The sequence below is a fragment of the Streptomyces sp. NPDC051909 genome (genome assembly GCF_040681095.1).
Classification (GTDB): Bacteria; Actinomycetota; Actinomycetes; order Streptomycetales; family Streptomycetaceae; genus Streptomyces.
Map to the genome: position 1 here is coordinate 82,437 of NZ_JBFAYA010000003.1, position 23,000 is coordinate 105,436.

The following is a 23,000-nucleotide window of genomic DNA, read 5'->3' on the forward strand; positions in this document are numbered from 1 at the left end:
AACGCAGAGATCCTGCTACAGGGAGGTTCCATGAAACTGTCCCGATTCACGGCTTTCACGTCCTCGCTACTTCTCGGCGCCGTCCTCGCCCTCACCGGGGCCGGGGTCGCTCAGGCCGCCGAGACCGCCGCGGTGGACTACGTGGCCCTGGGCGACTCGTACTCCTCCGGTGTCGGAGCCGGGAGTTACGACAGCGCCAGCGGCGACTGCAAGCGCTCCACCAAGGCCTATCCGGTCCTCTGGAAGAACGCCCACGCGCCCTCCTCCTTCGCCTTCACCGCCTGCTCGGGCGCCCGAACGGGTGATGTCACGGCGAATCAGCTCGGACCCCTCAACACCGGCACCGACCTGGTCTCCCTCACGATCGGCGGCAACGACGCCGGTTTCGCCGACGTCATGACGACCTGTGTCCTGCAGTCCGAGTCGACCTGTATCAACCGAGTGAATCAAGCCAAGAGCTACGTCGACACCACCCTGCCCGGCAAGCTCGACTCGGTCTACAACGCCATCCGCAACAAGGCCCCCAACGCGCGCGTGGTGGTGCTCGGTTACCCGCGCTTCTACCAGCTCAACGGGACCTGTATCGCCGGCCTGAGCGAGAACGAGCGCCGCGCCATCAACGACGCCTCGGACTACCTCAACGCCGCCACCGCGAAGCGCGCCGCGAACCACGGCTTCCCCTTCGCCAGCGTCGTCCCCGCCTTCACCGGACACGAGATCTGCTCCGGCTCGGCCTGGCTCCACAGCGTCAACTGGCTCAACATCGGCGAGTCGTACCACCCGACCGCGGCCGGCCAGTCCGGCGGCTACCTGCCGACCTTCAACGGCGCTGCGTAGCCGAAGCCGTACCCGCACCCCCGTCCGGCGCACCGCCGGGAGCACCACCCGGGGAGGCGGTCCCGCCCGAAGGAGTCGCCGTCGTCGCGGGCGGCGACGACGGAGGCGGGGCCGTCTCCTCGCACGTCACCGAGAACGCCACCCAGTTCGACCGCCGTTCCACCGGCTCCCGCACCTCCAGGCGGATCCGGTCGCCGACCTGCGCCCCCGCCGGATAGTCCGCCTGCGTCCGGGTCAGCCGCTGCTCGGTCGGCCCGCCCTCGGGGAAGTCCAGGGTCCGCCAGGCCGCGTCCTGCTTCTCGCCGCTCTCCGTCGCCCAGCGGTACGACACGGTCGCCGGCGTCCGGTCCACCGTCACCGCCGCCGTGAACTCCGGGGCCGCGTCGAGCGGCGGCGGACACGCGCCCTCGTACGCGTCACGCACCGCCCGCACGCTCACGATCACCGACACCGGGGGAGTGGTCGTCGCGCTCGGCGAGGTGGTGCTCGGCGCCGCCGACGTGGACGGCGAGGGTGTGCTCGGCGCCGTCGTCGCGCTCGGCGTCACCGACGGCACCGGCGAACCGCCGTTGTCCGCATCCGAGTCGCGCAGCGTCGCGTAGGTCAGCCCGCCCGCCACCAGGAGCAGCGCGGCGATCCCGGCCACCAGGCCCCACCGCCGGCGCGACGGCCCGCCGGACCCCTCCGGGCCCGGGCCGGGCACCGGGGCCGGTACGGGCATCGGGGGGGTCGGCCCCGTCCCACCGGGTCCGCCCGGTCCGCCCGGGCCTCCTGTCGGGAGCGGTGCGTACGCCCCCGCCGGCGGCGGCTCCGTGCGCGGCGCGCCGCCCGCGCCGACCAGGCGCAGCTGATCCTCCGCCACCCGCGCGGAGAGCCGCTGCTCCGGGTCCTTGCGCAGCAGCCCCTCGATCACCGGCGCCAGCGGGCCCGCGTGCGCGGGCGGCAGGGGCTCCTCGTCCACCACCGTCCGCAGGGTGTCCAGGGGAGTCTCCCGCCGGAACGGCGACGCACCCTCCACCGCCGCGTACAGCAGCACGCCGAGCGACCACAGGTCGGCCGCGGGCCCCGGTGTGTGCCCCAGCGCCCGCTCGGGCGCGAGGTACTCGGGCGAGCCGATCAGCTCGCCGGTCATGGTCAGCGGGGACACGCCCTCCACGGCCGCGATCCCGAAGTCGGTGAGCACCACCCGCCCGTCGTTCGAGAGCAGCACGTTCGCCGGTTTCACGTCCCGGTGCAGCACCCCCGCCTCGTGCGCCGCGCGCAGCGCCGCGCACACCTCGGCGCCCACGTGCGCGGCCCGGCGCGGCGGCAGCGGCCCCTCGGCCTCCAGGGTCTCGGCCAACGTGAGCCCGCGGACCAGCTCCATCACGATCCACGGGCGGTCGTCGTGCAGCGCCACGTCGTAGACGGTGACGACATTGCGGTGGGTGATCCGCGCGGCGGACCGGGCCTCCCGCTCCAGGCGGGCGAACAGCCGCTCGCGGTCCGCGTCCGGCAGGCCGGCCGGGGCGCGCACCTCCTTGACCGCCACCTCGCGCCCCAGGACCTCGTCCCGGGCGCGCCAGACGGTGCCCATCCCGCCCTCGCCGAGCACGTCGAGCAGCCGGTAACGCCCCGCGATGACCGTCATCTCTCCACGGTAGCGGAGCGTCGCCGCTTTTGGTGGCGGAGATCACACCCGGTTGCGGGCCCGCAGGCGGGAGTCGTGCGGGCAGGATGGTTCGTGACGGTTCGACAGGTGTTCGATCGCTGTCCAACTCACCCTGGAATCAGACGGATTCGGACAGTGATCGTCAACCCCCGTACACAAGCGGTGAATCCTGCGGCCGGAATACACGGGTGTCGTAGCGGAGCGATAGGGTTAACCTGCCCGGGCCGGGTGCCCTCGTACGGGTGGGGAGTGACATGGAACAGATAGCAATGCGCAGCAGGCCGCGAGTGCCTGCCATCACCTGCGGGAGCAGCGCGACCAGTTCGCGACTCGACCGCCATCTCGCGGTGCTCGGCGGCCCCGCCGTGCCGCAGCGCGAGGCGGCCGAGGCCACGCTGCTCATGCGGGAACTGACGACGCGTACGCGTGAGGTGCCGATGCAGGGCCACCGCAGCCGCAGCTCGCGGGTCTCGCTCTTCGCCCCGCTCCGCCGACTGCGCCGCTCGCTCTTCGGCAGCCACCACTGACCCTCGACGCCCCGCGCTGACAGGCCGTCCGGGCCGGGCTCCCGCGTACCCCGACGCACCACTCCCGCCCGCACCCGCTCGGCCCACGACCCGCTTCCGACCCGCCGCCGGACGTGTCCCCGCCCGTCCGGCGCCTTCCCTCACCCGGCCCAGGGCCTCCCGACGCCCGTCGTCGTCTCGGCTCACCCCCGTGCGTAACGCCTGACCGCCGCCGGGACGCACAGCGCGAGCAGCGCCAGCGACCAGAGCAGCGCCCCGGCCACCGGGTGCGTCACCGGCCAGGCGGCCTCGCCGGGCGCCGGCACCGGCGCGTTCCCGAACAGGCCCCGGACGGCGGTCGTCACCGCCGAGATCGGATTCCACTCCGCGACCGTGCGCAGCGGGCCCGGCATGCCGTCGGTCGGCAGATACGCGTTCGACAGCAGCGGCAGCATGAAGGTCGCGCTGCCCAGCTGACCGGCCGCCTCCTCGCTCTTCGAGGCGAGCCCGAGCAGGATGCCCACCCAGGTCGCGGTGAACCGGAAGAGCAGCAGCAGCCCGAGCGCGCCCAGCGCCTCGACGGCCGTCCCCTCGATCCGCCAGCCCATCGCGAGGCCGACGAGCAGCAGCGGCACCGTGCCCACCGCGGTGGTGACCAGATCGGCGAGCGCCTGTCCCAGCGGCACCGCCGCCCGGCTCACCGGCAGGGTGCGCAGCCGGTCCGTGACGCCCCGGTGGGTGTCCTGGGCGGCCTGGAACATCCCGGTCATCATCCCGTTCGCGGCCGTCGCCACCAGCATGCCCGGCACCAGGAACGCCCGGTAGTCGGCGCCCGGCATGGCGAGCGCGCCGCCGAAGACGTAACCGAAGAAGAGCAGGAAGACGATCGGCATGGTCTGCGTCATGACGGTGATCGCCGGGGCGTGCCGGACCCGCAGCAGATTCCGCCCGAGCATCGCCGTGCCGTCGTGAACGAGGGTGCTCATGCGGCCGGCTCCTTGCGGTCGGTGAGGCGCAGGAACACCTCGTCGAGGGTCGGCGGGCGCAGCGAGGCGTCCAGGACGGGGACGCCCGCCGCGTCGATCTCCCGGACGAGGCGCGGCAGGGTCAGCGAGGGGTCGGTGGCGACCGCGCCGACCGTGCGGCGCTCCGCGTCCAGGACCGGCAGCGAGCCGGTGAGCCGGTCGAGCACGGCCGCGGCGGCTTCGAGGGGCGCCGGTTCGGCGACCACGACCTCGGCGTGGTTGCCGATCAGCGCCTTGAGTTCGGCCGGGGTGCCGCGCTCGGCGGCCCGGCCCCCGTCGATCAGGACGACCTCGTCGGCGAGCCGGTCGGCCTCCTCCAGGTACTGGGTGGTGAGCAGCACGGTCGTGCCGCCGGCCGCCAACTCCCGTACGGCGTCCCAGATCCCGTTCCGGCTGTGCGGGTCGAGGCCGGTGGTCGGCTCGTCGAGGAAGAGCACCCGCGGCGGCACGATCAGGCTCGCCGCCAGGTCGAGCCGGCGGCGCATGCCGCCGGAGTAGGTGCGGGCCGGCCGGTCGGCGGCCCCGGCGAGGCCGAAGCGCTCCAGGAGTTCGTCGGCGCGCGAGCGCGGGGCACGCAGGAGCCGGGCGAAGAGCCGCAGGTTCTCGGCGCCGGTGAGATCGCCGTCGACCGAGGCGTACTGCCCGGTGACCGCGATCCGCCGCCGCACCCCCGCCGGGTCGCGGACCACGTCGCACCCCGCCACCCGGGCGCTGCCGGCGTCCGGCCGCACCAGCGTGGTGAGCACCCGGACCGCGGTGGTCTTCCCGGCGCCGTTGCGCCCGAGGATCCCGCAGACGGTGCCCTCGGGGACGGCGAGGTCGAGCCCGCGCAGCGCGCGCACCTCGCCGTAGCGCTTCTCCAGGCCCTCACTAAGTACAGCGTACGTAGTTGTTGTCATGAGGTGACCCTAGCGCATTACGTACGGTGTACGTAACGGCTGGGCGGGGGCGGCGGCGTCGTTACGATGGGGCGACGAGGTGATGAGTGATGGCGGGCCGAGCGGCCGAACCCGAAGTGATCTGGGCGCGCCCCGAGCGCACCGGCCGCGGCCCCAGGCCGGCCCACAGCCGGCGCGACGTCGTCGACGCCGCCGTCCGCATCGCCGACGCCGAGGGCATCGACGCCGTCTCCATGCGCCGCATCGCCGCCGAACTGGGCTGCGGCACCATGTCGCTGTACAACTACGTGCCGCGCAAGGAAGACCTCTACGAGCTGATGGTCGACGCGGCGAGCGAGGAGTACGAGCTCCCCGACCGGCCCAGCGGCGACTGGCGGGCCGACATGACCGGCATCGCCCGGCAGACCCGCGCCATCATGGAGCGGCACCCCTGGCTGACCCGGATCATGACCACCGCCTACGGCTTCAGCCCCAACGCCCTGCGCTTCCTGGAGTGGTGCCTCGGCGCCCTGGACCCGCTCGACCTCGAACCCGGTCTGAAGATGCAGCTCATCGCCATGATCAACGGCACCGTCATGGCCACCGTGCGCAACGAGCAGGCCATCGCCGAACGTGCCCGCGGCCTGCCCTGGTCCGAGGCCGAGGAACAGACGGTGCGCGGCACCTACCTCATGGGGCAGCTCGCCACCGGCGCCTACCCGCACCTCGCCGCGCTGCTCGCCGCCTCCCCGGCACCCGTCGACACCGACGAGATCTTCGAGCTGACCCTCGCCCGGCTCCTCGACTCCTTCACGCCGAGAGACGCCTGACCGCAGGAGCCTGACTACAGCAGCATGAACTGCCCCTCCGGGCCCTCCTCCTGATGGTCGAGCACGGACGCGGGGCGCCGCGCCGCCGCCGGTACCGGCAGCACCCCGGCCTCCCGCAGGGCGCCCGCCCCGAGGCCGTCCGCCCCGGCGCGTGCGAGGAGCGCCGCACGCTCCTCCTCGCGCCCCGCGAGCAGCGCCAGGACCGTGATCAGCTCAAGGAGTTCCGAGGTCCACTCCTGCGGCCAGGCCGCCGGGCCGATCGCCTCCAGCGTCCCCGGCTCGGCGCTCGCGGTCCGGTGCGCGAACCACTGCTCGAGCACCCGCACCCCGCCGACCTCGAACTCCCACGCCGCCGCCGGCACCGGTGAGATCCGGCCCTCGTCCAGGCCCAGCACCTCGCCCTCCGGGTCGTACGAGAGCGTCGTCGGCCGGGCCGGAACCGCCGCCCGTACGTACGGCCTGCGGCCCCCGGGGAGCCGCGGCCGGGCCCCGCCGCGCGCCCCGCGCAACTGCGTCTCCATCAGCTCGCGCCCCAGTGCCACGCCCGCCGTCCACACCTCCGGATCCGCCGGCAACGGCACCCGGCATCCGGCGGCGGACGGCCGCGCCACCGCCGTCGCCCACGCCGCCACATCCGCCGGGGCCACCCCGTACCCGTACCGCCCGCCCAGCAGATCGAGCAGCCCCGGCGCCAGATTCGGCTCCCGCCCCTCCGGCCGCCGGAACAACGGCCGGATCCGGCCCGGCCGGCCCGCGGGGGAACGCCCGTCGGGCAGCGCCGCCGTCACAAGCAGCGCGGGCCCGGCCGCGCCCGGCACGTACCCCTGCTCGACGACGAACAGCTGCCGCTCGTCCGCCACCCGCCACAACTCCGGCCGCGCGGCGTCGATCAGCCGGTGGTCCGGCAGCAGCCACTGCTCGTCGAACGGCCCGTGCACGAGGCGCACGGGCTCCGGGCAGGGGCCCGGCTCACGGGCGAGGCGCCCGGTCCCCGTCCGCTGCCCGGGCAGCGCCGCCACCGAACTCCCCGTCGTCCGCGCCCGGCTGCCCCGGAACAACGCCTCCCGCCCGGCCCCCTCCGCCGCCACCAGCCGCGCCCAGCGCTCGCGGAGCGTACGGGGATCCGGGGCGACGATCCACGAGCGGCCGAGCCGCAGCGGCGCCACGGACCACGGCATGAGGTCGTCGAGCAGGGGCGCGTCGAGCAGCGGCAGGTCCTCCGTCACGGCCCGCATGCTAACGATGTCCCTCAGTGGGCTTCCACCGTCACTGCGCCTCGACCGTCACCGTGAAGGAGAACCGGTCGCCGCGGTAGCGGATCCGGGCCACGTCCACCACCCGCCCGTCCTCGTCGTACGTCACACCCGTGTAGTGGAGGATCGGCGACAGGAGCGGGACCCGCAGCAGCTGGGCCGTCTCCGGGTCGGCGAGCCGCGCCTCGACGGTGTCGGTGATCCGGCTGATCCGGACCCCGACCACGTCGCGCAGCACCTTCGTCATCGGCCAGCGCTCCAGATCCGCCGGGTCGATGCCCGCCGCGATCTCCGGGAGCACCGCGTTCTCCGCCCAGTTCGTCGGCTCGCCGCTCTCCCCGTCGGCGCGCAGCCGCCGGAAGACCGCGACCTCGGCGACCTCGGGGAAGTGCTCGGCGAGTTCGCCCGGCACCGGCTCGGGGCCGTGGCCGAGCACCGTGGTCCGCTCGCCCGACTGCTGGGCCACGATCGCGTCGATCGAGCCCAGCAGCCGGCGCGGCGTGGAGCGCCGGGCGCCCGGCTCGATGAACGTGCCGCGCCGCCGGTGCCTGCTGATCAGGCCCTCCTCCTCCAGCTCCTTGAGGGCCTGGCGCATGGTCAGCACACTCACCCCGTAATGCGCGGCGAGCTGCTCCTCCGTGGGCAGCCGCAGCGAGGAGTCGGGGGTGCGGCCCAGTATGGAGGCGCGCAACGACTGCGAGACCTGGTACCAGAGCGGCAGCTTCCGGTTCAGGACCAGCGAGTCGGGAGCGAAGGCGGTCACGGTCTACTCCGTACGACGGCTACGGGACAACCGGTCGAACAGGTCGAACAGTACGTCGTACCGTACGCCTGTTCACGGTCGGAAGTGGCGCTCAAGACCCTGCCATACGTCGTCGTAGCCGCGCTGCAGGTGGTCGGCACCGGCCGCCTGCGCGGTCGCCGTGACCGGCCAGCGGGTCTCGAACATGAAGGCCAGGCCGTCGTCGATCTTCTGCGGCTTCAGCTCGGCGGCGCTCGCCCTGTCGAAGGTCTCCCGGTCCGGTCCGTGCGCGGACATCATGTTGTGCAGCGAACCGCCGCCCGGCACGAAGCCCTCCGCCTTCGCGTCGTACGCGCCCTCGATCAGGCCCATGTACTCGCTCATCACATTGCGGTGGAAGTACGGCGGCCGGAACGTGTCCTCGCCCACCAGCCAGCGCGGCGCGAAGACGACGAAGTCGACGCCCGCGAGCCCCGGGGTGTCGGACGGCGAGGTCAGCACCGTGAAGATCGACGGGTCGGGGTGGTCGTACGAGATCGTCCCGATGACATTGAAACGGCGCAGGTCGTAGACGTACGGGGTGTGGTTGCCGTGCCAGGCGACCACGTCGAGCGGGGAGTGGGCGTACGTCGCGGACCACAGGTTGCCGCAGTACTTGTTGACCACCTCCACCGGGCCCTCGACGTCCTCGTACGCGGCGACCGGCGCCCGGAAGTCACGCGCGTTGGCCAGGCCGTTCGCACCGATCGGGCCCAGGTCGGGCAGCTGGAACGGGGCGCCGTAGTTCTCGCAGACGTAACCGCGGGCCGTCTCGTCCAGGAGCTCGACGCGGAAGCGCACACCGCGCGGGATCAGCGCGACCTCGCCGGGGCCGGCCGCCAGGTCGCCGAGCTCGGTGCGCAGCAGCAGCCCGCCGCGCTCGGGCACGATGAGCAGCTCGCCGTCGGCGTCGCTGAACACCCGCTCCATGGGCGCGTTCGCGTGGTAGAGGTGCACGGCGATGCCGGCGCGCTGCGTCGTGTCACCGTTGCCGCCGAGGGTCCACAGACCGGCCAGCCAGTCGGTGCCGGCCGGCGGCTGCGGCAGCGGGTTCCAGCGCAGCCGGTTCGGATCGGGCACGGTCTCGGTGAAGGGCGCGCTGCGCAGCGCGCCGTTGTCGATCCGCGCGAACGGCGGGTGCGCCGCCGAGGGACGGATCCGGTACAGCCACGAACGCCGGTTGTGGGCCCGGGGCTCGGTGAACGCGCTCCCGCTCAGCTGCTCCGCGTACAGGCCCAGCGGCGCCCGCTGCGGCGAGTTCCGGCCGTCGGGGAGGGCGCCGGGGACGGCCTCGGAGCTGTGCTCGTTGCCGAAGCCCGTGCTGTAGCTCAGCGCTTCGGCCGTCTTTCTCGCCCGTTCCGCGTGGGTCTCCGCGTTCATCGCGTGCTCCTGTCCAGACGCTCACAACAATCCTATGCATGACCGTAGGATTCCGCTCCCGCTCGCGTCAACGGGGCGCCGTGCCGGGTCTTCCCGACGGGCGCGCCGGGGCGACTTGGACGTGGTGCGTGCACGGGGGGTTCCAAAAGATGAACATTGCTCTACTCTCTCGCGCATGCCTCCGCTGCCCCCGCGGTCCCCGCGCATGTCATGGACCCGACGGTTCGCCCTCGCGCTCTCGGTCGTGCTCGCGGCACTCGCCGCCGCACTCCTCACCGCTCCCGCCGCCCAGGCGCACGAGGAGCGGCCCGTCACCCTTCCCGACGGCACCGGCAGCGTCCCGACGCTGCGCACCGCGGAACCCGACCTGCTCGTGTGCAAGAGCGACCGGGCCGACTTCGCGCGGCGGACCGCCGGCTTCCCCGCCGACCTCAAGGCCCGCAACCTCGCCCTCTACGAACGCTGCCAGACGCGGGGCCACCGCCACCTCCAGCAGGCCGTCGACGCCGTCGACCGCCCCGGCATGACCATCGCGATCCTCCCCGGCCTCTACGAGGAGGAGCCCTCGCTCCCCGCGCCCACCGGCGCCTGCGCCACCCTCGAAGCGCCCAGGTCAGCCCTCGGCTACCAGATCCTCAGCTACGAACAGCAGGCGCGCTGCCCGCACAACCAGAACCTGGTCGCCATCCTCGGCAAGAAGAACCTCCAGATCGAAGGCACCGGCGCCTCCCGCCTCGACGTCGTCATCGACGCCAAGTACGCCAAACTCAACGCCATCCGCGCCGACAGGTCCGACGGCGTGTACTTCCGCAACTTCACCGCCCAGCGCACCACGTTCAACTCGCTGTACGTCCTCGCCGCCGACGGCTTCGTCATCGACGATGTCCTCACCCGCTGGAACGACGAATACGGCTTCCTCACCTTCGCCTCCGACCACGGCCTCTACAAGAACTGCGAGTCCTACGGCAACGGCGACTCCGGCATCTACCCCGGCTCGGCCTCCGACATCAACGACGGACACGGCTACGACGTCCCCCGCTACTCCATCGAGATCACCGGCTGCCGAAGCCACCACAACATGGTCGGCTACAGCGGCACCGCCGGAGACTCCGTCCACGTCCACGACAACGAGTTCGACCACAACATGGGCGGCGCCTCCATGGACTCCGCCTTCCCCGGCCACCCCGGACTCCCGCAGAACCACGCCCGCTTCGAACGCAACCTGATCCACGACAACAACCAGAACTACTACCCGAACGTCGCCGACGGCACCTGCGCCAAACCCCCCGTCGAGCGCGGCTACGAACAGGGCGTCGTCTGTCCCCAGATCTCCATGCCGCCCGGCACCGGCATCATCACCGCGGGCGGCAACTGGAACCTCTACGAGAACAACTGGATCTACGGCCACCAGCGCGCCGCCTTCTTCCTCAGCGCCGTCCCCGCCTTCATCCGCGGCGAATCCGCCTGGGGCAAGCAGACCGACACCTCCCACCACAACCGCTACGCCGGCAACCACCTCGGCACCGACCGCGCCGGCAACGCCCGCCCCAACCGCACCGACGTGTGGTGGGACGGCCAGGGCGGCGGCAACTGCTGGCAGTCCGACACCGGAGCGAGCACCCCGCGCTCCCTGCCCGCCTGCGGCAGCCGCCGCGGCGAGGTCACCGGCGCCACCGACCGCCTCGCCGGCGAACCCGTCAAACTCGCCCAACTCCTCGTCTGCGCCGACTACAACGTCCAGGCCCGCCGGCTCCCCGCCGGCTGCGACTGGTACGGCGCCCGCGGCCTCCAGCGCGTCGAGACCCAGCTCACCCTCGGCATCGCCGCCGTCCTCGCCCTGGTCGGCACCACCCTGTGGTGGCGCCGCCTCCGCCCCAGCCGCCTCGCCGGAGCCGCCACCCTCCTCGGCCTCGCCGGACTCGCCCTCGACGTCGTCGCCTCCACCCTCGCCCTCACCCCGACCCTGCTGCCCGCCCTCGCCCTCCTCCTCACCGGCCTGTGGTGGACCACCCTCGGCCTCCTGCTCCGCCCCCACCACCGCGTCTTCGCCTGGACCACCCTCGCCCTCGGCGCCCTCACCCTCCTCGACGCCTTCGACAAGGCCGTCCTGATGATCCCCTGGATCCCGCTCAGCCCCGCGTGGGTGCGCGGACTGCTCGGGGTGGTGTGGGTGCTGTGGGCGGTGGCCGTCGCGGGAACCCGCCGCCCGGCCCCCTCCGAGCCCCCCGCCCCCGCCCCTCCCGCCTCCGCCACCCCCTCCGGTCCCTCCGCGCCCGCCGGCGGTGCCGTGTGACCGGCCGCCGCCGGGCGGCCCGCGCCGTGCTCGCCCTCGCCGTGGGCACGGCGCTGCTCACCGGCTGCGGCGGGCGCCCGACCACTCACCACAAGCCCGGCACCAGCCACCAGGAGGCCACCGGCGCCAACGGCACCCTCCTCACCGCCCGGGACAGCACCGGCCACCGCCTTCGCGAGGTGCCCGCCGCGGGCGCCCCCGCCCTACGGATCGAGACCCGGCCCGACACCGAGGGCGGCTGGAACGTCCACCTCCAGGCGGAGAGGTTCCGCTTCACCCCCGAGAGCACCGGCGGCGCCGCCCTCCCCGGGCGCGGCCACGCCCGGCTCCTCGTCGACGGCCGCGAGGCCGCCCGCACCTACGGCCCCTGGGCGCACATCCCCGCCGGCGCCCGCACCCTCACCGCCCGGCTCTACGCCGACGACCACACCGCCTGGGCCGTCGCCGGCCGCCCCGTCGAGGCCACCGTCCGCCTCGGCGCCCCCGCCGACACCCCCGCGAGCCCCGCCCCGACATTCACCGCCGCCCCCGGCCGTACCCTCGCCGTCACGATCACCGGCGACTCGGTCCAACCACCCCCTTCCCGGGTCGAGGTGAGACAGGGTGAGCGGATCACCCTCCAGGTCACCGGCGACCACACCGACACCGTCCACGTCCACGGCTACGACCGCGAACTGCCCCTCACCCCCGACCGCACCGCCACCCTCACCTTCACAGCCGACCGCACCGGTCTCTTCGAGGTGGAGACCCACGAGTCCGGACTCGTGCTGACCCAACTCGTCGTCCGATGACGGCACTCACCGCGCCCCCGCCGCATCCGCTGCTCCTCGCACACGGCGTGGGCGCCCAGCACGACCTCCCCCTCTCGCCCTTCTACGCCTACGCCGGCGCCTTCGCCGCCCTCTTCGTCTCCTTCCTCTCCCTCGGCCTGCTCTGGTCAGCCTCCCGCTTCCGCGGCGACCGGGCCGGCCGTCCGCTGCCCGCCGCCGTCCAGCGCCTCGCCGACGCCCCCGCCACCCGCACCGCCCTGCGCCTCGCCGGCGTCGCCGCCGGACTCGCCCTCGTCCTCCACCTCCTCCTCGGCCCCGACGACCCGGACCGCAACCCCGCGCCCGGCGCGGTCTACGTCCTGCTCTGGGTCGGCCTCGTCCCCGCCTCCCTCCTCCTCGGCCCCGTCTGGCGCCTCGTCAACCCCCTGCGCACCCTCGCCGGCCTGCTTCCCGCCCGCCGCCCGCCCCGCCCCGTCCCCGCCCGCGTCGGCATCCGGCCGGCCGCCGCCGGACTCCTCCTCTTCACCTGGCTCGAACTCGTCGCCCCCGGCAACACCGCCACCCCCGTCCTCCTGGCCGCCCTCGCCCTCCACACCGCCGTGCAGCTCCTCGGCGCCGCCCGCCACGGCGCCGACTGGCTCGCCCACGCGGACCCCTTCGAGGTCTACTCCTCCCTCCTCGCCCGGCTCTCCCCGCTCGGCCGCCGCGCCGACGGCCGGCTCGTGCTGCGCTCCCCCTTCGACGGCCTGGACGCCACCCCGCCCGGCCCCGGCCTCGTCGCCACCGTCTGCGTCCTCCTCGGCTCCACCGCCTACGACGGCTTCTCCGACAACCCCCGCTGGCTCACCCTCCTCCAGACCTCACCCCTCGGCCGCACCCCCACCGCGACCCTCGGACTGCTCGGCGCCGTCGCCCTCGTCGCCGCTCTCTACGGACTCTGCGCCGGCGCCCTCCGGCTCGTCGACCGCGAACTCACCACCCCGCTCACCTCCTTCGCGCACTCGCTGCTGCCCATCGCCCTCGGCTACCTCGTGGCGCACTACTTCACACTCTTCGTCACCGAAGGACCACGTACCGTCATCATGGCAGGGGGCACTGACAACGCCCCCGCGCCCGCCCCGCCACTGGGTCCCGCGGGCCTCGCGACCCTCCAGGTCGCCGCGATCGTCACCGGCCACGTCCTCGGTGTCGTCGCCGCGCACGACCGCTCGGTGCGCCTCCTCCCGGCCGCCCGCGCCGTGGCCGGCCAACTCCCGCTGTTCGTGCTGATGATCGCGTACACCCTCGGCGGGATCGGCCTGCTGATCGCCTGACCCCGGCGGGCCGGTCGGCTCCGGTCACCCGCCCCGTCCACCCGGCTCCGGCCCCCGCCCTCCATCGCCCCCGCCCGGGCGGGAACGGCATGATGGTCCCGTGCCCCAGCCCACCCCGAAACCCCCCACCTCCCAGAGCCGCCGACCGGCCGCCGGACCCGCCCTGCGTCGCGCGCCCGTCCAGCAGCGCAGCGCCGAACGCCTCGCCCGGATCCTCGACGCCTGCGCCGAACTCCTCGACGAGACCGGCTACGAGCAGCTGAGCACCCGGGCCGTCGCCACCCGCGCCGGCGTCCCCATCGGCTCGGTGTACCGGTTCTTCGGCAACAAGCGGGCCATGGCCGCCGCCCTCGCCCACCGCAACCTCGACAGTTACGCCGCCCGCATCAGCGCCGGACTCGCCGCGCTCCCGGCCGTCGACGGCCACGCCGCCATCGACACGGTCCTCGACGCGTACATCGCGATGAAGCGGACCGTCCCGGGCTTCGGCCTGGTCGACTTCGGGGTCCCGGCCGGCGCCCCCGGCGAGCCCGGCGGCGACGAGGACCCCAACCACCTCGTCGCCGACCGGATCTGCGGACTGCTCGCCGCCCCCCTCGGCCGCCCCGCCGACGCGGTCCTGCTGCGCAAGGTGCTGGTCGGCGTCGAGGCCACCGACGCCCTGCTCCGGCTCGCCTTCCGCACCGACCCGGCCGGAGACCCCGCGCTCATCGCCGAGACCCGGGAACTCCTGCACGCCTACCTCGCGCCCTCGCTGCGCTGACCGCACCCCACGACGCCCGGTCGGTACACCCGGTCGGTACAGGGGCCTGTCGAACCTCCCTACCGGTCGGTATGCTCGCGGCCTGCCGGTGTGACGGCGCGCCGGCCGGCGCGTCACCGCACCGCGCCTCACCGCACCCCGCCGCGTCCGCCGCTGCCGCCCCAGGGAGACCGCCATGTCCACCGCCCTGCGCATCTGCCCCCTGTGCGAAGCGACCTGCGGGCTGACCCTCACCCTCGACGCCGGCCGGGTCACCGGCGCCCGCGGCGACCGCGACGACATCTTCAGCCAGGGCTTCATCTGCCCCAAGGGCGCCGCGTTCCCCGAGGTCGACGCCGACCCCGACCGGTTCGTCCGCCCGCTGATCCGCGAGAACGGCGTACTGCGCGAGGCCGACTGGACCGAGGCCTTCGACCTGATCGCCGCCCGCATCCGTCCGCTGGTCGAGGAGCACGGACCGAACACCGTCGCCCTCGTCCTCGGCAACCCCAACGTGCACACCATGGCGGGTGCCCTCTACCCGCCGCTGCTCATCGGTGCCCTGGGCACCCGCAACCTCTACACCGCCTCCACGCTCGACCAGATGCCCAAGCACGTCTCCAGCGGACTGCTGTTCGGCGACGCCTTCGCCGTCCCCGTACCCGACCTTGACCGCACCGACCACCTCCTGATGCTCGGCGCCAACCCCCTGGACTCCAACGGCAGTCTGTGCACCGCCCCCGACTTCCCCGGCCGGCTCAAGGCCCTGCGGCGGCGCGGCGGCACCCTCACCGTCGTCGACCCGCGGCGCACCCGCACCGCCCGCCTCGCCGACCGGCACCTCGCCATCCGCCCCGGCGCCGACGCCCTCTTCCTCGCCGCCCTCGCCCACACCCTCTTCGCCGAGGACCTGGTGAACCTCGGTCCGCTCGCCGAGCACGTGGCAGGGGTCGAGGAAGTACGGGACGCGGTACGGGACTTCAGCCCCGAGGCCGTCGCCGCCGCCTGCGACCTGGACGCGGACACCATCCGTACCACCGCGCGCGAACTCGCCGCCGCGCCGGCCGCCGCCGTATACGGCCGGATGGGCTCCTCCACCGTCGCGTTCGGCACCCTCGGCAACTGGCTCGTCGACGTCCTCAACGTCCTCACCGGCAACCTCGACCGCCCCGGCGGCGCGCTCTTCCCGCTCTCCGCGACCGCCCCCGCACCCCGCCCGGCCGGTCCCGGCAGGGGCTTCACCCTCGGCCGCTGGAAGAGCCGGGTCTCCGGCCACCCCGAGGCCAAGGGCGAACTCCCGCTCGCCGCCCTCGCCGAGGAGATCGACACGCCGGGTGAGGGCCGGGTGAGGGCGGTCGTCACCATCGCCGCCAACCCCGTCCTGTCCGCCCCCGACGGCGACCGCCTCGACGCCGCCCTGGGTTCCCTCGACTTCATGGTGGCCGTCGACCCGTACCTCAACGAGACCACCCGGCACGCCGACGTCGTCCTGCCCCCGCCGCCGCCCTCGCGCAGCGCGCACTTCGACTTCGCCTTCAACGGCTTCGCCGTCCGCAACCAGGCGCGCTACTCGCCGCCCGCCCTCCCGCTGGAGGAGGGGCGGATGGACGAATGCGAGATCCACGCCCGGCTGATCCTCGCCGTCTCCGGAATGCACGGCGCACCGCCGTCCGCCGTCGACGACCTCGCGATCGACCGCACCCTGGCCAAGGCCGTGACGCAGGAGCACTCGCCGCTCTACGGCGCCGACCCGAAGGAACAGGCGCGACTCCTCGCGGGCCGCGCCGGCCCGGAACGGCGGCTCGACCTGATGCTCCGGCTCGGCCCGTACGACCTCATCCTCGAGGACCTCCTGCAGGCCCCGCACGGCTTCGACCTCGGCCCGCTGAAGCCCCGGCTGCCGGACTCCTCAAGACCCGCAGCGGACGGATCGAACTGCTTCCCGCGCCGATCGCCGCCGATCTGCCGCGGCTGCGCGCCGCCCTGGACGACGTACCGGAGCCGGACTCCGTCCGGCTCGTCGGACGGCGCCACCTGCGCTCCAACAACAGCTGGCTGCACAACATTCCGTCCCTCAACGGCGGTTCGAACCGCTGCACCCTCCAGGTGCACCCCCGGGACGCCGAACGGCTCGGCCTGGCCGACGGCGCCCCCGCCCGCGTCAAGGGGGACGGCGGCGAGCTGACGGCCGAGGTGGAGATCACCGAGGCGGTCCGCCCCGGCGCGGTCAGCCTGCCGCACGGCTGGGGCCACGACCGCCCCGGCACCCGGCTCGGCGTGGCCGCCGGACGCCCCGGGGTCAACGTCAACCAGCTGCTCGACGGCTCCCTGCTCGACCCGCTCTCCGGCACCGCCGTCCTCAACGGCTTCCCCGTCCAGGTGAGCCCCGTCGCCACACCTGGCCTGTGACCTGGGGTTTTGCTCGTATTGCTCACACGTCAACGTCTTGTTAACGCGGGAAGGCCGCACCTACCGTCATCCGCACCGCCGCTCTGGCGGGAGTTCAAGGGTGAACGTGAGGTGTCCTCCCATGCTGACCGTCCTCGGCTTCGCCATGATCGCGACCTTCCTGGTCCTGATCATGCTGAAGAAGATGTCGCCGATCGCGGCGCTCGTGCTCATTCCCGCGTTGTTCTGCGTCGCCGTGGGGCAAGGCGCCCAGCTGGGCGACTACGTCATCGACGGAGTCGGCAAGCTGGCGCCCACGGCCGCGATGCTGATGTTCGCGATCGTCTACTTCGGCGTGATGATCGACGTCGGTCTCTTCGACCCGATCGTCCGCGGCATTCTGCGCTTCTGCAAGGCCGACCCCGTGCGCGTGGTCGTCGGTACGGCGGTGCTCGCCGCGATCGTCTCGCTGGACGGCGACGGCTCGACCACCTTCATGATCACGGTCTCGGCGATGTACCCGCTCTACAAGCGGCTCGGCATGAGTCTGGTCGTCATGACGGGAGTCGCCGCCACCGCCAACGGCGTCATGAACACCCTTCCCTGGGGCGGCCCCACCGCCCGCGCCGCCACCGCGCTCAAGCTGGACGCCGGCGACATCTTCGTCCCGATGATCCCCGCGCTCGGCGTCGGACTGCTCTTCGTCTTCGCCCTCGCGTACGTCCTCGGCCGCCGCGAGCGCAAGCGCATCGGCTACCTCAGCCTGGACGAGGTGCTGGTCCGCGACTCCGAGACGGTCCTGGTCGCGGCGGGCGGCGGCAGCGGAGACGGAGACGGAGACGCGAAGGCGGGTACGAAGGCGGGCGCGGCGGCCGGTGCGGCCGGGGGCGCCCGGGGCGAGGGCGGCGAGTCCGGGGGCGGCGAAGGCGGCTTCCAGGGGCTCGACCCGCACCGCGCGACCCTGCGCCCCAAGCTGTACTGGTTCAACGCCGCGCTGACCGCCGTCCTGCTGGTCGCGATGATCATGGAGCTGCTGCCGATCCCGGTGCTGTTCCTGCTCGGCGCCGCGCTCGCGCTCACCGTCAACTACCCGAACATGGCCGAGCAGAGGGCCCGGATCGCCGCCCACGCCGACAACGTCCTCAACGTCGCCGGAATGGTCTTCGCCGCCGCCGTCTTCACCGGAGTGCTCGCCGGCACCGGCATGGTCAAGCACATGGCGGACTGGCTCGTCGGCGCCGTCCCCGAGGGCATGGGCCCGCACATGGCCCTGGTCACCGGCCTGCTGAGCATCCCGCTCACCTACTTCATGTCCAACGACGGCTTCTACTTCGGCGTGGTGCCGGTGCTCGCCGAGGCCGGCGCGGCGCACGGGGTGTCCCCGCTGGAGATCGCCCGCGCCTCCCTGGTCGGCCAGGCGCTGCACATGTCCAGCCCGCTGGTTCCCGCGGTCTATGTGCTCGTCGGCATGGCGAAGGTGGAGTTCGGCGACCACACCCGGTTCACCGTGAAGTGGGCCGCGCTGACCTCGCTGGTGGTGCTCGCCGCGGGCATTCTCTTCGGGATCATCTAGGCCCTGATCGGAAAGACGCCTGCGGTCCGGGGGCGGCACCTAGGGCCGGACGGGTGGAAGTCGGAGGGTGGCACGGCACGGTGCCACCCTTCGTAGCCATGTTGTGACCAATAGTCAGATTATCGGCACACGAATTCCGAGATCTGTACGACTGGAGGAACCACGCATGACCGCTCCGGCGCTCCGTCCCCTGCTGTCCGCCGCCGTCACCGCGCTCGCCCTCGGCTCCGCCGCCCTGGTCGCCGCGCCCGCCGCGTACGCCGTCCCCGGTGACAACGGCGACGTGAAGGTCCACGACTCGAACACCGGGGAGTTCGACCAGCGCGACGACCCGAAGGTCTGCAAGTTCTATCTCGACGCCTTCAACTTCGACAGCAACCAGCAGGTCAGCTGGACGATCGCCCCGCAGCCGCCCAAGGCCGAGGACCCGCACCTCAGCGGCTCTCTCATCACGGACGCCAACGGGCACAAGCGGACCGAGAACCTCACGCTGCCCGAGGGGATGTACAAGCTCGACTGGACCTTCGTGGGTGAGCAGGGCGCGGGCAAGCACAAGGTCTTCAAGGTCGACTGCCCGAACGGCAACGGGGGTAACGGCAACGGCGGCAACGGGAACGGCGGGCCCGGCGGCGGCCACGGTCACAAGCCACCGCACGGTCCGGTCGGGGCGGGCGGCGGCGGTGCGGCCGACACCACGACCACGGCCGACGACTCGGGCTTCGGCGTCGCCTCGGCCGTCGCGGCGGGACTCGCCGGCACCGCCGGCCTGATCCTCATCCGCCGTTCCCGCCGTCGCAACGATGGCGCCGCGTAGGTCCGTCCCCCCGCGTGCAGCGGCCCCTGGCGGCCGGGCCACGGCCCGTCCGCGCGGGGCCGCCCGGCGCGGGCGCACCACCCGGCGGCAGCGCCGGCTCTACCGGCTCGCCCGCACCGTCGCCGTGACCCTCACCCTCGTCGTCGGCGCCGTCTGGTGGGCCGGTGACGAGGAACCGGGCGGCTCCGCCCTCGCCGCGGGACCCGCCGCGCACGGCGCCCCGTCGGCGGTGGCCAAGGCCGGCGCCGACGGAGCGAACGGAGCGCGCGGCGTGTCGGGCGGGGCCGGGCACAAGCCCGCGGCCAAGGCCCCGGCGAAGCCCCAGCCGCCGCCCGCCCCCCTGGCCCGCTCCCGCCCCACCACCCTCGCCGTCCCCGCGATCACCATCGAGGCGCCCGTCGTCGGCCTCGGACTGGAAGCCGGCGGGAGCCTCGCCACCCCGCCCGTCGACAACCCCCGGGTCGTCGGCTGGTACGCCAACGGCGTCACCCCGGGCGAGCGCGGCACCGCCGTCGTCGTCGGCCACCGCGACACCCGCACCGGCCCGGCGATCTTCCTCAACCTCGACTCGCTCGACCCCGGCAACACCGTCCGGGTCGCGCGTGCCGACGGCCGCGTCGCCGTCTTCACCGTCGACCGGGTCCGTACGTACGCCAAGTCGGCCTTCCCCGACGAGGAGGTGTACGGCGCCGCCAAGCGCCCCGAACTGCGCCTGATCACCTGCGGCGGAGCCTTCGACCGCAAGGCGGGCTACGCGTCCAACATCGTGGTCTTCGCCCATCTCACGGACGTCGACCGGCAGATCTGACCCGGTCCGGTCCGGCGGGCGGCCCGCTCCCACCGGCTCCGCCCGCGCCGTCTTCCGCCTGTGGCGCCAGGTCCTGTACGCCCGTCGCTCCCGGTCAGCCGGGGGCGGCGGGCGTCGTGCGTGGCGAGAACTCGCCAGGCCCTTCCGTTCCCCTCCGCCGGGAGCGCACGATGGCCGAGGAGCAGGACACGACACGGCACGAAGCACGCATCCGCCGCGTGCGGACCGTCCGATCGGCTGGTGCCCGATCGCCAGAGTCCCGACCGCACGCGTCACTGCTCTCTCTCCCCCCCCGCCGAGCGGCCCCGCCGCCGCTCGGGACGCCCGGTCCCGCCCCTCCTCCTCGGGACCGCGGCTCGCCCCCGCGCCCTCGCGCGGCACATCCGCCCGCTGCCCGCACCCTCGTGCCCCCGCGTCCGCATCCAGCGGGCGCGGGCGGGCCGGGCAAGGCGGAAACCGCCAGTTCGGGGACGCCCGGGCTGTCCGGGCGGGCCGTGGACAGGGCGGGCGGCCGCGGGCGACGATCGGTCCGTACCGGCGAGAAGGGGCCTGGCGCCAGAAAACTAACAGCGCTAGTTTGGAGTGCCCGTGCACCCGGCACCCGTGCCCCAGGCGAGGAGAGACAGCGGATGAAGGCCCACGACGCGATGTACATCGGCGGGGAGTGGCGCCCCGCCGCCTCCACGGAGACCATCCCCGTGACCGACCCGGCGACCGAGCAGGTCGTCGCCCATGTCCCGGCCGGCACCGCCGAGGACGTCGACGCCGCAGTACGTGCCGCCCGCGCCGCCTTCCCCGGATGGGCCGCCACCCCGCCCGCCGAGCGGGCCACCCGGCTCGCCGCGCTGCGCGACGCCCTCACCGCCCGCGCCGAGGAGATCGCCGCCACCGTCGCCACCGAGCTCGGCGCCCCGCCGCAGCTCGCGGCCGCCGTGCACACCGGGCTGCCGATCGCCGTCGCCGGCTCCTACGCCGAACTCGCCGCCACCCACCCCTTCGAGGAGAAGGTCGGCAACTCCACCGTCTACTCCGAGCCGGTCGGCGTGGTCGCCGCGATCACCCCCTGGAACTACCCGCTGCACCAGATCGTGGCCAAGGTCGCCCCCGCCCTCGCCGCCGGCTGCGCGATCGTCCTCAAGCCCGCCGAGGACACCCCGCTCACCGCCCAGCTGTTCGCCGAGGCCGTGCACGAGGCGGGGATCCCGGCCGGTGTGTTCAACCTGGTCACCGGCCTCGGCGCGGTCGCCGGACAGGCCCTCGCCGAGCACCCCGGCGTGGACCTGGTCTCCTTCACCGGCTCCACCGCCGTCGGCAGGAAGATCGGCGCGCTCGCCGGCGGCGCCGTCAAGCGGGTCGCCCTCGAACTCGGCGGCAAGTCCGCCAACGTCATCCTGCCCAGCGCCGACCTCGGCAAGGCCGTCGCCGTCGGCGTCGCCAACGTCATGTCCAACTCCGGCCAGACCTGCAGCGCCTGGACCCGGATGCTGGTCCACACCGAGCAGTACGAGGAGGCCGTCGCCCTCGCCGCCGCGGCCGTCGCCAAGTACGTGCCCGGCGAGCGGGTCGGCCCGCTCGTCAACGCCAAGCAGCGCGACCGGGTCCGCGGCTACATCGAGAAGGGCCTCGCCGAGGGCGCCCGGCTCGTCGCCGGCGGCACCGAAGCCCCGCACGACACCGGCTACTACGTCACCCCGACCGTCTTCGCCGACGTCACCCCCGAGATGACCATCGCCCAGGAGGAGATCTTCGGCCCGGTCCTCTCGATCATCCGCTACGAGGACGAGGCCGACGCCCTGGCCATCGCCAACGGCACCGTCTACGGGCTCGCCGGCGCCGTCTGGGGCGAGCAGGCCGAGGCCGTCGCCTTCGCCCGCCGCATGGAGACCGGCCAGGTCGACATCAACGGCGGCCGCTTCAACCCGCTGGCCCCGTTCGGCGGCTGGAAGCAGTCCGGCGTCGGCCGCGAACTCGGCGCGCACGGGCTCGCCGAGTACCTCCAGACCAAGTCCCTGCAGTTCTAGGCCCCAAGACCCCCCACCGCCGCCCCACGTACCGGGAAACCGAGGAGACACCAGCGTGATCCGCGCCGCCGTCCTGCCCGCCGTCGGCTCCGCCCTGGAGATCACCGGCATCGAACTGCCCGAGCCCGGCCCCGGCCAGGTCCGGGTCCGGCTCGCCGCCGCCGGGGTGTGCCACTCCGACCTGTCGCTGTCCAACGGCACCATGCGGGTGCCCGTGCCCGCCGTCCTCGGCCACGAGGGTGCCGGCACCGTCGTCTCCGTCGGCGAGGGCGTCACCCATGTCGCCCCCGGCGACGGCGTCGTCCTCAACTGGGCGCCGTCCTGCGGCAGCTGCCACCCCTGCACCCTCGGCGAGGTGTGGCTGTGCACCAACGCGCTGGCCGGCGCCGCGAACGTGTACGCCCGCACCGAGGACGGCACCGAGCTCCACCCCGGGCTCAACGTCGCCGCCTTCGCCGAGGAGACCGTCGTGGCCGCCGGCTGCGTGCTGCCCGTGCCCGACGGCGTGCCGCTCACCGATGCCGCCCTGCTCGGCTGCGCCGTCCTCACCGGCTGGGGCGCCATCCACCACTCGGCCCGGGTCCGGGCCGGCGAGACCGTCGCCGTCTTCGGCGTCGGCGGCGTCGGCCTCGCCACCCTTCAGGCCGCGCGGATCGCCGGGGCCGCCACGATCGTCGCCGTCGACGTCTCGCCCGAGAAGGAGGCGCTGGCCCGGACCGCCGGCGCCACCGACTACGTCGTCGCCTCCGACACCACCGCCAAGGAGATCCGCGCGCTGACCGGAGGACACGGCGCCGACGTGGCCGTCGAGTGCGTCGGCCGCGCCGCCACCATCCGTACCGCATGGGAGTCCACCCGGCGCGGCGGCCGCACCACGGTCGTCGGCATCGGCGGCAAGGACCAGCAGGTCACCTTCAACGCCCTGGAGATCTTCCACTGGGGCCGCACCCTCGCCGGCTGCGTCTACGGCAACTCCAACCCCGCCGAGGACCTGCCCGTGCTCGCCGAGCACATCCGGGCCGGCCGCCTCGACCTGAGCGCCCTGGTCACCGACCGGATCACCCTGGAGGGCATCCCCGGAGCCTTCGACAACATGCTCGCCGGCAAGGGCGGCCGCGCCCTCGTCGTCTTCTGACG

Annotated in this window: 18 protein-coding genes and 1 pseudogene; 13 read left to right on the plus strand and 6 right to left on the minus strand. The window is 73.8% G+C overall.

Annotation, left to right across the window (positions count from 1 at the left end; all coding sequences use genetic code 11):
* Positions 1–30 precede the first annotated feature (30 nt).
* Positions 31–837 carry an SGNH/GDSL hydrolase family protein gene (locus AB0M18_RS05885; RefSeq protein ID WP_365755570.1) on the plus strand — a complete coding sequence of 269 codons (807 nt, stop codon included), beginning with the start codon at positions 31–33 and terminating at the stop codon, positions 835–837.
* Here AB0M18_RS05885 and AB0M18_RS05890 read toward each other — a convergent pair.
* Positions 821–2,467: a serine/threonine-protein kinase gene (locus AB0M18_RS05890; protein ID WP_365755571.1), complete on the minus strand. Its 1,647-nt coding sequence runs from the start codon at positions 2,465–2,467 to the stop codon at positions 821–823. The genes AB0M18_RS05885 and AB0M18_RS05890 overlap by 17 nt on opposite strands.
* Before the next feature lie 275 nt (positions 2,468–2,742).
* On the opposite strand from AB0M18_RS05890, the gene AB0M18_RS05895 reads away from it, so the two are divergent.
* A complete protein-coding gene (locus AB0M18_RS05895; RefSeq protein ID WP_365755572.1) occupies positions 2,743–3,015 on the plus strand; it encodes a hypothetical protein in 273 nt (90 codons plus the stop codon).
* Between the two features lie 182 nt (positions 3,016–3,197).
* Here the strand turns inward: AB0M18_RS05895 and AB0M18_RS05900 are convergent, their stop codons facing one another.
* Together AB0M18_RS05900 and AB0M18_RS05905 are read right to left on the minus strand one after the other, a co-directional pair.
* On the minus strand, positions 3,198–3,980 hold the full coding sequence (locus AB0M18_RS05900; protein ID WP_365755573.1) for an ABC transporter permease: 783 nt from the start codon (positions 3,978–3,980) through the stop codon (positions 3,198–3,200).
* Positions 3,977–4,918, minus strand: a complete 942-nt coding sequence (locus AB0M18_RS05905; RefSeq protein ID WP_365755574.1) for an ATP-binding cassette domain-containing protein — start codon at positions 4,916–4,918, stop codon at positions 3,977–3,979. The genes AB0M18_RS05900 and AB0M18_RS05905 overlap by 4 nt, the downstream gene beginning before the upstream one ends.
* An 89-nt stretch (positions 4,919–5,007) precedes the next feature.
* Here AB0M18_RS05905 and AB0M18_RS05910 point away from each other — a divergent pair, with 89 nt between their 5' ends.
* Positions 5,008–5,727, plus strand: coding sequence for a TetR/AcrR family transcriptional regulator (locus AB0M18_RS05910; RefSeq protein ID WP_365755575.1), 720 nt, complete (start codon positions 5,008–5,010; stop codon positions 5,725–5,727).
* Between the two features lie 14 nt (positions 5,728–5,741).
* Here the strand turns inward: AB0M18_RS05910 and AB0M18_RS05915 are convergent, their stop codons facing one another.
* The 3 genes from AB0M18_RS05915 to hmgA all read right to left on the minus strand — a co-directional run bounded on the left by AB0M18_RS05915 (position 5,742) and on the right by hmgA (position 9,141).
* The gene (locus AB0M18_RS05915; protein WP_365755576.1) at positions 5,742–6,962 is read right to left on the minus strand and encodes a type ISP restriction/modification enzyme; all 1,221 of its coding nucleotides are present in this window, start codon (positions 6,960–6,962) and stop codon (positions 5,742–5,744) included.
* A 31-nt stretch (positions 6,963–6,993) separates the two neighbouring features.
* Positions 6,994–7,743, minus strand: a complete 750-nt coding sequence (locus tag AB0M18_RS05920) for a GntR family transcriptional regulator (protein ID WP_365755577.1) — start codon at positions 7,741–7,743, stop codon at positions 6,994–6,996.
* Positions 7,744–7,815: 72 nt separating this feature from the next.
* Positions 7,816–9,141, minus strand: a complete 1,326-nt coding sequence (gene hmgA, locus AB0M18_RS05925; protein WP_365755578.1) for a homogentisate 1,2-dioxygenase — start codon at positions 9,139–9,141, stop codon at positions 7,816–7,818.
* A gap of 205 nt (positions 9,142–9,346) precedes the next feature.
* On the opposite strand from hmgA, the gene AB0M18_RS05930 reads away from it, so the two are divergent.
* The 10 genes and pseudogenes from AB0M18_RS05930 (at position 9,347) to AB0M18_RS05975 (ending at position 22,998) form a co-directional block, all read left to right on the plus strand.
* A complete protein-coding gene (locus AB0M18_RS05930; RefSeq protein WP_365755868.1) occupies positions 9,347–11,434 on the plus strand; it encodes a right-handed parallel beta-helix repeat-containing protein in 2,088 nt (695 codons plus the stop codon).
* Positions 11,431–12,225 (plus strand): hypothetical protein, encoded by a 795-nt coding sequence (locus AB0M18_RS05935; RefSeq protein WP_365755579.1) that lies wholly within the window; start codon positions 11,431–11,433, stop codon positions 12,223–12,225. Before AB0M18_RS05930 ends, AB0M18_RS05935 begins: the two co-directional genes overlap by 4 nt.
* The gene (locus AB0M18_RS05940) at positions 12,222–13,517 is read left to right on the plus strand and encodes a hypothetical protein (RefSeq protein ID WP_365755580.1); all 1,296 of its coding nucleotides are present in this window, start codon (positions 12,222–12,224) and stop codon (positions 13,515–13,517) included. Before AB0M18_RS05935 ends, AB0M18_RS05940 begins: the two co-directional genes overlap by 4 nt.
* Positions 13,518–13,680: 163 nt before the next feature.
* Entirely contained in the window at positions 13,681–14,280 is a 600-nt protein-coding gene (locus tag AB0M18_RS05945; RefSeq protein WP_365755869.1) for a TetR/AcrR family transcriptional regulator, read from the plus strand.
* A 175-nt stretch (positions 14,281–14,455) separates the two neighbouring features.
* Positions 14,456–16,668, plus strand: a pseudogene (locus AB0M18_RS05950) (molybdopterin oxidoreductase family protein).
* 121 nt (positions 16,669–16,789) lie between these two features.
* Complete coding sequence (locus tag AB0M18_RS05955; protein WP_365755581.1) at positions 16,790–18,220, plus strand: citrate:proton symporter; 1,431 nt, start codon at positions 16,790–16,792, stop codon at positions 18,218–18,220.
* Between the two features lie 166 nt (positions 18,221–18,386).
* Entirely contained in the window at positions 18,387–19,034 is a 648-nt protein-coding gene (locus AB0M18_RS05960) for a hypothetical protein (RefSeq protein WP_365755582.1), read from the plus strand.
* A complete protein-coding gene (locus AB0M18_RS05965) occupies positions 19,021–19,842 on the plus strand; it encodes a class F sortase (RefSeq protein WP_365755583.1) in 822 nt (273 codons plus the stop codon). Before AB0M18_RS05960 ends, AB0M18_RS05965 begins: the two co-directional genes overlap by 14 nt.
* 629 nt (positions 19,843–20,471) lie before the next feature.
* Positions 20,472–21,863: an aldehyde dehydrogenase family protein gene (locus tag AB0M18_RS05970; RefSeq protein WP_365755584.1), complete on the plus strand. Its 1,392-nt coding sequence runs from the start codon at positions 20,472–20,474 to the stop codon at positions 21,861–21,863.
* 55 nt (positions 21,864–21,918) lie between these two features.
* Positions 21,919–22,998, plus strand: coding sequence for a Zn-dependent alcohol dehydrogenase (locus AB0M18_RS05975; RefSeq protein WP_365755585.1), 1,080 nt, complete (start codon positions 21,919–21,921; stop codon positions 22,996–22,998).
* Positions 22,999–23,000 lie beyond the last annotated feature (2 nt).